This is a genomic window from Turicibacter sp. KK003 (assembly GCF_037014675.1).
GTDB lineage: Bacteria > Bacillota_I > Bacilli_A > MOL361 > Turicibacteraceae > Turicibacter > Turicibacter faecis.
The window spans coordinates 1539318-1551525 of sequence record NZ_CP142738.1 but is presented as its reverse complement, the minus strand read 5'-3'; the positions used below and the strand labels follow the sequence as shown (position 1 = coordinate 1551525).

Annotated in this window: 13 protein-coding genes and 1 pseudogene; 9 read left to right on the top strand and 5 right to left on the bottom strand. The window is 36.5% G+C overall.

Annotated features, from left to right (window positions below):
* Positions 1–35 precede the first annotated feature (35 nt).
* Entirely contained in the window at positions 36–227 is a 192-nt protein-coding gene (locus VXM77_RS07640; RefSeq protein WP_161832012.1) for a hypothetical protein, read from the bottom strand.
* Positions 228–704: 477 nt separating this feature from the next.
* Between VXM77_RS07640 and VXM77_RS07635 the strand changes: the two genes are divergently transcribed.
* The 7 genes and pseudogenes from VXM77_RS07635 (at position 705) to VXM77_RS07605 (ending at position 5882) form a co-directional block, all read left to right on the top strand.
* Positions 705–1658 carry an RNA polymerase sigma factor RpoD/SigA gene (locus tag VXM77_RS07635; RefSeq protein WP_161832013.1) on the top strand — a complete coding sequence of 318 codons (954 nt, stop codon included), beginning with the start codon at positions 705–707 and terminating at the stop codon, positions 1656–1658.
* A 79-nt stretch (positions 1659–1737) separates the two neighbouring features.
* Positions 1738–2271 carry a helix-turn-helix domain-containing protein gene (locus VXM77_RS07630; RefSeq protein WP_161832943.1) on the top strand — a complete coding sequence of 178 codons (534 nt, stop codon included), beginning with the start codon at positions 1738–1740 and terminating at the stop codon, positions 2269–2271.
* Positions 2226–3116 (top strand): IS3 family transposase, encoded by an 891-nt coding sequence (locus tag VXM77_RS07625; RefSeq protein WP_161832944.1) that lies wholly within the window; start codon positions 2226–2228, stop codon positions 3114–3116. Before VXM77_RS07630 ends, VXM77_RS07625 begins: the two co-directional genes overlap by 46 nt.
* A gap of 352 nt (positions 3117–3468) precedes the next feature.
* A pseudogene (locus VXM77_RS07620) lies at positions 3469–3732 on the top strand (pirin family protein); the annotation flags it as partial.
* Complete coding sequence (locus VXM77_RS07615) at positions 3721–4110, top strand: hypothetical protein (protein WP_317453428.1); 390 nt, start codon at positions 3721–3723, stop codon at positions 4108–4110. The pseudogene VXM77_RS07620 and the gene VXM77_RS07615, both read left to right, overlap by 12 nt.
* A gap of 259 nt (positions 4111–4369) precedes the next feature.
* Complete coding sequence (gene galE / locus VXM77_RS07610) at positions 4370–5383, top strand: UDP-glucose 4-epimerase GalE (protein ID WP_161832840.1); 1014 nt, start codon at positions 4370–4372, stop codon at positions 5381–5383.
* A 58-nt stretch (positions 5384–5441) separates the two neighbouring features.
* A complete protein-coding gene (locus VXM77_RS07605; protein WP_338505862.1) occupies positions 5442–5882 on the top strand; it encodes a VanZ family protein in 441 nt (146 codons plus the stop codon).
* Between the two features lie 22 nt (positions 5883–5904).
* On the opposite strand, the gene VXM77_RS07600 is transcribed toward VXM77_RS07605, so the two are convergent.
* Complete coding sequence (locus tag VXM77_RS07600) at positions 5905–6363, bottom strand: hypothetical protein (RefSeq protein ID WP_338505860.1); 459 nt, start codon at positions 6361–6363, stop codon at positions 5905–5907.
* Positions 6364–7143: 780 nt separating this feature from the next.
* Between VXM77_RS07600 and VXM77_RS07595 the strand changes: the two genes are divergently transcribed.
* Complete coding sequence (locus VXM77_RS07595; protein WP_161832843.1) at positions 7144–7743, top strand: YkyA family protein; 600 nt, start codon at positions 7144–7146, stop codon at positions 7741–7743.
* A gap of 186 nt (positions 7744–7929) precedes the next feature.
* The gene (locus VXM77_RS07590; protein WP_161832844.1) at positions 7930–8358 is read left to right on the top strand and encodes a GNAT family N-acetyltransferase; all 429 of its coding nucleotides are present in this window, start codon (positions 7930–7932) and stop codon (positions 8356–8358) included.
* Positions 8359–8398: 40 nt separating this feature from the next.
* Here VXM77_RS07590 and VXM77_RS07585 read toward each other — a convergent pair whose 3' ends face one another.
* The 3 genes from VXM77_RS07585 to VXM77_RS07575 form a co-directional block, all read right to left on the bottom strand.
* On the bottom strand, positions 8399–8782 hold the full coding sequence (locus VXM77_RS07585; RefSeq protein WP_161832845.1) for a hypothetical protein: 384 nt from the start codon (positions 8780–8782) through the stop codon (positions 8399–8401).
* 155 nt (positions 8783–8937) lie between these two features.
* Positions 8938–10272: a TldD/PmbA family protein gene (locus VXM77_RS07580; RefSeq protein ID WP_161832846.1), complete on the bottom strand. Its 1335-nt coding sequence runs from the start codon at positions 10270–10272 to the stop codon at positions 8938–8940.
* A 3-nt stretch (positions 10273–10275) separates the two neighbouring features.
* On the bottom strand, positions 10276–11664 hold the full coding sequence (locus tag VXM77_RS07575; RefSeq protein WP_161832847.1) for a TldD/PmbA family protein: 1389 nt from the start codon (positions 11662–11664) through the stop codon (positions 10276–10278).
* Between the last annotated feature and the right edge of the window lie 544 nt (positions 11665–12208).

Below are 12208 nucleotides of genomic sequence, written 5' to 3'. Positions count from 1 at the left end.
AGAAAAAGTCCTATCGGTATGATAGGACTTTTTAATTAGCGTTTTAAAAGTTGTTCTGTCGTACGACGATCTTTAGAAGATTGCGTATAGCGTCGAGCTTCAGGTAATGATTTTTTTACCTCTAGACGTGTATCAGGGACGTTTCCTGTACCAAATTCAACATCATTTTTATTTTTAATACTTTGAACAGAAGCATTCATTGGAGATCCCATTTCATTTTTACCCATTGTTTTTGACTCCTTTCAAAATTCCAAGATTTTAGTTGGAATTTTATTAATAGTATGAACGACTCAATGATCAAATATGTATGTTAACGCTCAAAGTTGTCGAATAAAAACGAATGGTTAGTTGTGATTTGATTGGAAGAGACGTGGCATCTTCGTGAAAGAGTGACTGTTTAAAGTGATCAAAAGTGCTTCGTGATGTGGAGGATGAACCGAAGTCATGAAAGAATTCTTATCTTTTTCAACGATAAAAGGTGATAATTAGAGAACTTGGTTAATATAATCAAAATGGAAATGGTTTTAAACGACCGTTAATTTTTGTTTACCTAAAAGAAGTGCCTCCGTTTATAAGAAAAAGAATGGATACCACTGTTTGACCGTCTGTAAAAAGGAGGGATTGATTCATAAACTGAGGTTGACATATCGTGTCATTTTAAAAGTTGTAGGACTGATCAAATTCGATGAAAGAGGGGATATCGAATGAACTATGTGGAGGTCACTGACCAAAAGGAAAGTTTGAATACAAAGACGAGGAAGAATCGAAATCAAAAAAAAGAGGCGATGAGCCGCGTGCCAGAGAGCGCACATAATCTTTTAATGAGAAAGCATTCAAATGATTATCAATATAATTTGGAGTATTTAAAAAAATATCGTTTAGAACATGATCAGTCGGCGCTTGAATGGTTAATTTTTAATAATACTAATTTAGTTCACAAGATTATCGGACGGTATACTAAATTTTATCACCATAAGTTAGATTACGATGATTTATTTTCAGTTGGACTCGAAGGATTGATGAAGGCGATTGAAAAATTTGATTTTAATTACGATAATAATTTTTCAACCTATGCAACGTACTGGATTAAGCAAGCAGTCACGCGAGCAATTGCAGATGAGGGATTTACGATTCGGATTCCTGTGCATATGTTTGAGTCGATTAATCAGGTGATGCGTTATGAACAAAAAGCGGATCAAGGTGACGAACCTATTGATGTGACCGATTTGTGTGGGGAGTTAAATATTCCAAAGGAGAAGTACGAGGCGGTAAAGCGTGTGCAAACCTACATGTTAAAGCCCACCTCTTTAAATGGGTTTGTATCAAAAGAGGATGAGGACACCGAATTACAAGATTTAATCTCAAACGACAACGAGTTGGTGTCAGAAGGAACCTCACGCCTGTACGATAATCCAGAAAAAAAAGCAATGGATGAGGATTTAAAGAATTATATGGATAAAATGATTTTAAATTTAAACCCTCGTGAACAGTTTGTTATTACTCATCGTTTTGGTTTAAATGGAGCCGAACGAAAGACGTTGGAAGAAATTGGTGCGATTGAAGGCGTGACGAGGGAGCGCATCCGACAAATTGAAGCGAAAGCCATGCGGAAGTTACGAACACTTCTCATTCGATATAAAGAGTATTTAATTCATTAAATAAATAGAAAAGGAACCTTGGATTGATGTGCACCCCAAATGTTAGACTAAAAAATCTAACGTTAGGGGTGTTTTTTCTATGGCTAAATATAGTCCAGAATTCAAATTAAGGATTGTTAATGAATATTTACAAGGGACTTTAGGTTATCGATCGCTTGCTAAGAAATATCAGATTCCAAGTCAATCACAAATTGAAACATGGGTTAGACAGTATAAACAAGAAGGAAAAAACGGATTACAACCAAAAGAAAAACAAGTATATACTGGAGAATTTAAATTAAATGTATTAAACTATATCAAGACAACAGGTGCTTCATATAGCCAAACTGCTATTCATTTTGGAATATCAGATATAGGAACGATTGCGAATTGGAATGCAACGTTTCTAAAAGGCGGTGTAGAGGCATTACTTAAACCGAAAGGAAGGTCTCAAAGCCCTATGCCAAAATTAAAAGCATCTAAACAACCGAAAACTTTAACACGTGAACAACAATTAGAAGAAGAAATTAAATTACTCAGAATTGAGAATGAATACTTAAAAAAGTGTCACGCCCATGGGATTACGCCATGGAACCAAAGAATCAAATCGAGACAAGAATCATCCAAGAATTAACGGCTAATTTTAAATTAAGTGATATTTTAAAGGTCACAAAATTTCCTAAATCAACCTATCATTATTGGGTTAAAAAGATGGCGCAAGAGAATCCAGATCAAGAACTTGAAAATCTTATTTTAAGCATTTTTAAAGAAAATGATGAGAATTATGGTTATCGTCGAATCACAGATGAGCTTCATCATCGAGGTCATCGGGTTAACCATAAGAAAGTCTATCGTCTGATGAAAAAGCGTGGAATTATTTGCGTTAAGTTTAGTCATAAATCACGTAAATATCGTTCGTATAAAGGAACTGTTGGAACAGTGGCTAAGAATCGAATTAACCGCCGATTTAATACCCCTTATCCGTATCAGAAATTGACAACAGATGTGACTGAGTTTAAAACGCAGGAAGGAAAGAAATTATATTTAAGCCCAATCATGGACATGGCAACCGGTGAAATTTTGTCCTATTCAATGAGCCATAAACCTGACTTGAATTTTGTCATGGAATCTCTGAATCAGGTCCTACCTATTCTCAAACAAGCAAAATATAGAATAACCCTTCATTCCGATCAAGGTTGGCAGTATCAACATCAAAAATGGGTTAAAGCATTAAAAACACATAAAATTTTTCAAAGTATGTCACGAAAAGGAAATTGTCTAGATAATTCACCGATGGAAAACTTCTTTGGAATCCTTAAACAAGAAATGTACTATGGAAAGACATTTAAAACCTATGAGGAGTTAAAAGAAGCCATTGAAAACTATATCTACTACTATAATCATAAACGAATTAAAAGAAAATTGGCTGGTATGAGTCCAGTCAAATACCGAATTCGTACCAGCCAATTAGCTGCATAATATTAAGTTCAACTTTTGGGGTTCACTACAGATGAAGGTTCCTTTTCTATTAAAATATAGATGTGGTGTTTTTATAATTGGGAGGGTCTTTATACGATTCGCATGAGCTCTTTTCAAATAGGAATTCAATCATTTTTATATTTTAATGAGTGTAAAATTTTTCTATTTGTGCCATGAAGAATATGAGCTAGGAAAAGGGAAATACTAAATTTAATGAATGTCTAATCAGTTTAATTGATAGGGAAGTGTTTAAATTTAACTAGAAGGAGGTTGATGACATGATAAAAAAGTAGAGAAAAAAACGTTAGGAACTGCCTATCATCCCTCCCTTCAAAGCCTCTTTCATCTTTATAAAAAAAATCATCCGGAGTCCGCGAAGCGATTTAATCTGATTCGGACCATCAATGATGATAGTTTGCATCCTGGATATGGTTATCACTTTCATCCTCATAAGGAAGTTGAAATTTTAACTTTTATTTTAGAAGGTGAGCTAACATATACCGTGAAGGGGCAAGGTGGGGGATGTATGCGTCGGGGAGATTTTACTTATTTAACCGCGGGAAGTGGGATTGAACATAGCGAGTTTAATTGGGGGGATGTCCCTATGCGAATGATACAGGTTTGGATGAAACCTCAACACAAAAATTTACACCCTCACGTTCAATATGCGACCTTTAATGAGAACTGTCATTTGAACCAATGGTACCTCATGGCATCTGATGCTAAAAATAATCCCATTCAACTTCAACAAAATGTTCAAATTTGGGTATTGAAACAAGAAGGGAATAAAAAAACGGAGTTTTTGGTGGCCAAGAATCAGCAAGCCTATTTAGTTCAATTAGAGGGAAGTTCAACAATAAATGGTGAATGTTTGTCTAGATATGATGGTTTAGAGGTTTATGGAGAGAAAATTCAAATTATGACCGAAAGGGAGGCATGCTTTTTACTGGTTGTGACCCCTTTGTCAATTGGCACGGAACTGAATGAAAAATAAGATAGGATTGAGTTAAAAAGAAAGAGTTGAATAAAAATAGCGTGGTCTATCCTAAAAATAAATTGAGAATTTTGTATAAAAAACTAGAGGATTATGTCAAAAAAAATCAATTAGAGTTTTTTTATTCCAATAATTATGATAAAATTTAGAGGTCAATCGCTCATTTAAATGAATTAATTTTTGAGTAAAAAAATTCAATGTCTTCATGACAGGGTCGATGGGTCTCATTAAAATGTTTCGATAAGAAAGGATGAAATTTATGAAAGTATTAGTAACTGGAGGAGCGGGATATATTGGACGTACAGTTGTTTCTGCTCTTGAAGATCATGGACATACCCCAATTATTTTAGATTCACTCGTAACAGGACGTAAAGAATTTACGGAAGGGAAAATTTTTTATCAAGGGGATATTGCGGATCGTCAAGTGTTAGAAAAAATCTTTTCTGATCACCCAGAAATTAAGCATTGCATTCATTTTGCTGCATTAATTGTTGTTCCCGATTCAGTGGCGAACCCTTATGAATATTACAAAGAAAATGTAGCCAAATCATTAGAATTATTTAAAAATTTACATGAATTTGGTTGCGATAATATTGTCTTCTCTTCTTCGGCTTCTGTTTATGATGTCGTTCCAGGGTTTAAAGTGACAGAGGAGTCTCCGTTAAAACCATCTTGTCCATACGCACGAACAAAATATATGATGGAAATGGTGTTACAAGATTTCTGTCATGCGTATGGAATGCATGGAATTGCTCTTCGCTATTTTAATCCAATTGGTGCTGATCCAAAATTACGCTCAGGATCTCATGTTCAGTTTCCATCGCACGTACTAGCAAAATTATTAGAGGCTGCTTCAAGCGATGAAACAGTGTTTAATATTACAGGTGTGAATTGGCCAACGCGTGATGGTTCAGGAATTCGCGATTATATCCACGTTTGGGATTTAGCAATGGCACACGTTAAAGCATTAGAAAACTTTGATCAAGCGTTTGCCCATGCAGAGAACCCGAATGATTCTTATTTAGTGATTAATTTAGGAACAGGTAATGGGGTAACGGTAAAAGAACTTGTCTCTATTTTCGAAACAGTTTTAGGACGTGAGGTTAATAAGAAGGAGACAGATCCTCGTTCAGGAGATGTTGCAGGAGCTTATGCAAGCTGCGAACGTGCGAAAAAATTAATCGATTGGGAAGCTAAGTATACGATTGAAGACGGTATTCGAGACGCTTTCCGTTGGGATGATATTCGCGAAACAATTTTAAATTATAACTAGTTAATGAGATGAAGAAATCCCCCTAATTTAATTAGGGGGATTATATTTGGGGGTCAGTATGAAGCGCAAGATAAAGTGGTGTCTATTATTGGCATGGATGATTGTTATCTTTTTGTTTTCCCATCAGACGGGGCAGCAATCAAGTGAGAGTAGTGGGCTAGTTGAAAAGTTATTTTCTATTTTTCCTTTTTTACCGGATCAAATTTTAGGAGTGGAGTTGCACTTTTTAATTCGAAAAGCGGCTCATTTTACAGAATATTTTATTTTATATCTTTTAATGTTTAGTGTCTTTATAGATTATGCAGTTTTAAGGAGAGTGTTGCTTTATACATTATTTGGCGTTTTTTTATATGCCTGTACTGATGAGTGGCACCAATTGTTTGTTCCCGGACGAGTAGGTTCATTTAAAGATGTCTGCATTGATACTGCAGGTGGGACGCTCGCTATGGGGTTGATTTTGCTATCTTATTATATTCAAATCAAACATAAAAGGGCTTAAAGAATTAATTCTTTGAGCCCTTTTATGTTTGATCAGCTGGATGGCAGCACGATAAAACTTGATCTTGCAGTTTGGCTAATGCCTCCTTAAGTTCCTTGACTTCATTTTTTAAGTCTTCTTTTTCAATGGCTTCAATTTTTTCAAGCCGTCTATTCTCAAGTTCTTGTAAATAGGCCCCTTGCTCTGCGATATACTCGATATTAGTCGCAATAACTTCTAAAAAGTTACCTATTGCCTCTTGTTCTTCAGGGTTATTTGCTTCCATTGCAATTAAAATGGCAATAATAAATCCGAGTGTAACTAATGCGTAAGGGTCCAGTGAAAGTAGAAATGGAAGAAATCTGGGACATTCAGGTGGAACTTTATCCTCTGCCTCAAGTGTTTCTTCATCGGTTTGTCCAAGTTCTGCATCAATGCTTTCACTTGTGAAAAAAGGGGATGGTGGAGGTGGTGGCGGAGGCGGTGAAAAGGCCTGTCTCATAATGATGACCCTCCTCTTTAAAAGGATATCATAATATATACTTATGTTAAAATCTAGATTCTGTTCCTTTAGGTCAAATAAATGGCTAAGTAGATTTCAAGTTTAATGGGGATTATTGAATCGTTAGGGGAGATCATTTGAAAAGAATCCACACAGTGATTTAATAGAAAGAATCATGGGTGATAGAGCGATAGGAAATGTTTTGAAGTTATTCCATTTTGTTAGGTATGAAATGAATAAAAGTGGGGAAAGTATATATAAGTGCAGATACAATGATACTGCCGTTAAACTTTTGTCATGGGGAACGTCTAGGTGCTCACCTGCGGTAAAGTTCTTACCGTTTAAAATGACGTACTATGTTTAGTAGGAGTGCCTCGCAACATAGCGATGATTGGAGGGCGATTATAACGGTTTAAAAGAGTGGTGTGAGTAATTATGGGTGAGAGGGTGGGCTCATAGTGACACTTAACGTGTTCAAAGTGAAAGGATTGTTATTCCGTTTACTTGTCTGTTAAAAAGGATATAGCAGGAAAGTTGGATAAAATAAATATGAAGTTATTGATGGTGATTAAAGATATTTTATTAAAAGGTTTAATGGTTGATCAGACGTTTTAATCGAATACTTACCTTAAAATCTTACCGTAGAGAGGAGGAACTGCTACGAGACAGCGTATAGCTAAACAGGGGCTAACCGTTGCAACGGTATAAATAAGATTAGCTCAACGAAAAAATTTGAATTTAGGTATAGGGTTGTCGGTGCTTGAAGTGGCGGTGTTATTCATGAAAAAGTTATTTATATTAGTGAGTCTTTGTATCACGTTGATGTTAATGGGGTGTCAAGGAAAGACAGAGTCTAAAGTTTTTCAAGTGCTAAATGAGCATATTAAATTGCAAAATGAGTGCAATCGGCAGTATGAGACGTTAACTGAGTTATTCAGTCAGGAAACGGTTCTTTATAATCAACTGATGGATCAAGGATTTGAAGACTTTGAGCAGATAAAACCTTTAGTCGACGAGGGAAGTCAATTAGTTAAAGAGATTGAATCACAACTTCAGGATTATCAAACATGTGTTGATGAAGCAAGTTTAGATGAAAAGGAACTAGGAGCAGTGGACAGTGAACCATTAAATCAATTAGTTTCAACCTATCAAATTTACGAACAGGAGTTGGAGCAATATACGCAGTCATTAATTTCATTAAATGAGGCACAACAAAATTTTTATGAGGTTATTAATGATCAAGTATCCATTGCTACACTTGATGAGCGCATAACAGCTATTAATTTAGCTATTGATGAGGCAAATACCCATTCGATGAAAGAACAAGAAGCATTAGAAAATTTCAATCAGCTATATAAAGAATATGGTAAAATGAAATAGATTGCCTCACTCATTAAAGTCGAAGTTTTACATCGGCTTTTTATGAGTGCTCCACTTTAAATCCATTCATCGCGCTACCTATTAGGATAAAAAGGCGAGGTATTTAAAGAGTCACGCAAGAAGAGATTGCTTATCAAGAGAATGGAGGGAATAGCAAAACAAAACCTTGGTTTTGCTCGTTGAAGAATGAAAACTATTTTAGCTGAAAAACAAGCACATTTTATTGATGCGTTAACCATCCGTACCCTAGTATTTATTGGCGAACAGGATGTTCCAGTTTGGGAAGAAATTGATGATTACGATCGCTTTGTTCCTCTATTTGTGATTTATGAAGGAAATCGGGCATTAGGCACAGCGCGAATTATTCCCAAAGAAAAGGGGATTTATAAAATTGGTCGTGTGGCGATTAGACAGGAAGCCCGTAGTCGGGGTGTTGGAAAGAAATTGATGCAAGATGTTATGAACTATATTAAGAAGGAGACAATGGCAAAGGAGATTTGTTTAGATGCTCAATTAACAGCTGTTCCTTTTTATGAAAAATTAGGATTTAACGTTTATGGGGAAGTTTTTCAGGATGCTGGAATTGATCATATTTCCATGTCTTATAAAGGATAATACTATAAAAAAAGTTCACTTCAAATGAAGTGAACTTTTTTTATGCAAAGGTTAAGTGTAACGCAGACTCTGACGTAGATTCGTTAGATTCTTCAGGTAATTCTTGGTGGTACATGGCCAATTTAGGTTCATTATTAATTGCACGGATAAATTGTTCATATTGGGTTCCCGACTGTACCATGACTTCTAGGCAAGCTAAGATTTCGTGTTCAGCCAATGGACGTAATGTATATTCAAGAACATTGCATTCTTGTCCATGGGCAAAAGTAATGTCGTATTCAATCATTGTGCGTGCAACAACGTGAGATGATTGAATAAAGCCAACATAATCTAAGCCTAAATCTGGGCGATGTGTATCTTTATGTTTAAACTCAATTTGTTGTACAAACTGATAATTTTCAAAAATTGGACGTGGTATTAACATAGAATCTACTCCTCTACTTGAAATGTGTTACCGGTTATAGAAATAGTGTAACCCATCTCTTTTAATAAAAAAGGAGAAAAAAGGCGATAACCCCTCCAATATTATCAACAAAAAACGACAATACTAAAGGGGTTATCTGCATTTATAAAGTTGGTTTATTCGCCTGCAACTGCTAATGACTGAATAAACAGGGTTGGAGAACCAACCGTTGAAGGTCCAAATTCGAGATCATTTCCAATTTGTTTGATGTTTTTTAATAAGTCAAAGAAATTTCCGGCAATGGTCATTTCATGAACAGGATCCGTTAATTGTCCATTTTCGATTAAAAAGCCATTTGCTGATAAAGAAAAATCGCCGGAAATGGCATTTAATCCGCAATGAAGTCCTTGCACATCCGTGATGTAAATTCCATTGAACGCCGCTTTTAGAAGGTCTTCTAATGGAGAGGCCTGAGGCTTGATGTACATATTGGTTGGTGAAATGTTAACGGAACTTTTAAAGCTTGCTCGTGAAGCGTTGGCAGTAGAGGTCGTCTTAAAAATCTTCGCTGTTGTTAATGAGTGGAGATAGGTCATTAAGACACCATCGGTGATGACTTCCTTTTTATAGGTTGCTACACCTTCTCCATCAAAGGAAGAACTTCCTAAACCATTTGGAAGATGCGGGTCGTCAATGAGGGTAACGATGGAGCTTGCAATTTGCTTTCCAATCTGTCCTTTTAATCGTGAGAGGTCTTTAATGACTGCATCCGCTGAGAAGATACCACTCATGGCCTCTAAAATATCACCGGCTACTAAGTTTTTTAAGACAATCGGATAGGTTCCAGATTTGACCTTTTTAGCACCCAGCTGCGAAAGGGCAGAATGGACGATTTTTTTTGCGAAAGACTCTGCTTCGTAATCGCTAAAGTCTGTACTAATAATAAAATCACCATCATTTTTGTTTTCGCCATTTTCACTTACAAGGACGCTAACATAAGCGTAAGCAAAATTTTGTCGCTCACTCACATCAAGCCCTTTTGTATTTTTTAGAATCACTTCACTTGCACCATTTGAGAAAGAGCAATAGTCAACCGATTTAACGCGTGGGTCCAAAGCAAAACATGCTTTTTCTACGGCCTTTAAGAACTCAATCTTTTCTAATGCGGTTACCTCATTAAAGGAATGATGGTAAAGTTCTAGCTTTACATAATCCTTATCCCCCGCATAAAGTTGCTCGTTTTCTTCCTTTTCCATCACTGAAGCATTGTCAATGACACTTGAGATGATGAATGGGATGGAAGAATCATCACATTTCTCAGTATAGGTGTATCCCATTTGACCTTGATAAATTCCTCGAAATGATAACCCTTGAGTTTTTGAGACAGAGTAGGCATCAACATTTTGTTCGAATACTTTGCAAGAAAAATTATCGTTTTTTACAAGATAGACTTCCATGTCTGTTAATCCAGCCTCGTATCCTGCTTTAAATAGTAAATCGATATTTATCATTTATTATTCCCCCTTTGCACCACCAACGGTAATTTCTTTCACACGAATAGCAGGCTGCCCGACATCGGTTGGAATAGAACCACTGGCTGCCCCACACATTCCCTGGGCACGGGATAAATTATTTCCTACCATATCGATTTGATGTAAAATTTCAGGTCCATTTCCGATTAACATCGCACCACGGATAGGTTCTGCAATTTTTCCATTACGGATAATGTATCCTTCATTCACGGCGAAATTAAAGTCACCTGTTCCAGGGTTCACAGAACCGCCACCCATACTTTTTGCATAGAGACCGTACTCCGTATTTTTAATCATTTCATCCAAGGTATGATTACCATTGGCAATAAAGGTATTTGTCATACGAGAAGTCGGTGCAAATCGATAGTTTTGGCGTCGTCCAGAACCTGTTGATGCCATATTCATTCGGCGACCATTTAGTTTATCAATCATATAACTTTTTAAGATCCCGTTTTCAATTAATACTTTTCGTTGTGTGGGGGTTCCCTCGTCATCGACATTTAACGATCCCCATGCATTTTTAATCGTACCGTCATCGATTGCTGTGACAACGGGACTTGCAATTTGCTCACCGAGCTTATTTGAAAAAACAGAGAGCCCTTTAGCAACGGAACTAGCTTCTAAACCGTGTCCACACGCCTCATGGAAAATGACACCACCAAATCCATTATCCATGACAACTGGCATTTTTCCACTTGGACAAAGACCAGCATTTAACATTGTGACAGCTTGGCGGGCTGCGTCGTTTGCAAAGAAATCAGTATCCAAATTCTCGACAAACTCAAACCCCTGTAAGGCACCAGGGCCGTATGCCCCTGTTTGCATTTCTGAGCCATTAGAGGCGACAGCGCGGATGGATAATCGTGTATAGACGCGCGTGTCTTCAACAAGGGTTCCTTCAGTATTGGCGATCAGTACGTGTTGTTTTCTTTCAGAAAGACCAGCAGCGCTTTGACTAATAGATGGATGATAGTCTTTAATCACTTGGCTAATTTGACGTAATTTTTCGACTCGACGCGAGGCGGGAACATCGTTTAAATCAGTTTGGACAAGGTGCTGATTCATGATGTTTTGACGTACTAAATTTAATGGTTTTTTTAACACAGGGCCGATTAGAGCAGAGGCAATTTCACGCGTTGTTTTTAATAGATTATCGCGTGAGGCATCATTTGTATATCCGTAAACTGAATTTGTTCCTTGAAAAAGTCGAATTCCAATTCCAAAATCTTGGCCTCGATTTGCTTTATCTACTTTGCCGCCTACTAAATCCATTGATTGGGTTTGTGTTTGTTCGACGTAAAGTTCAGCGAAATCTGCCCCATAGGACATCGCCTCATCCAAAACATCGTTAATTAAGGCTTCGTTTAACATAGGTTTATACCCCCTTTTTATGCATTATTAATTATTATACCATATTATGGATGAAAAACTACGTGGGCAGATTAAATAAATAGGAAAGTTGAGACAAACGATATAAATAGAGGCTGTTGTTTTTTATAAGGCTGTGCTGTTGATTAGAAAGATAAAAATGGGAGAAGAGAGTGGTACAAGAAATTGAGGAGGCTGATACATTTATACAATTGTTTTGTTTTATAGGAAGAATAGGTGTTAAGTTAAAGGATCATACTAAATGAAAGGTTATAAATGATTATTTATCAAAAGATAGAAAGTGAGTGAATGTCTAACTATGATTCATTATCTTGGCTTTATCATCGGATTTGGGGTGAGTCTTTTTTGTTCCGGTCTATTGATGATTCGTTATTTACATCGCAAGGAGAAGACTCCTACATCGGAGTAACTGATGAGGATTATATGGGTTGGATAAATAGAGGATGAATTATGTTGCTAGGGGAATTTCTTTTGGGGCAAAGGTCATAAAAGATGACGAACAAAGAAGAGTCTGGATAAATTTGTT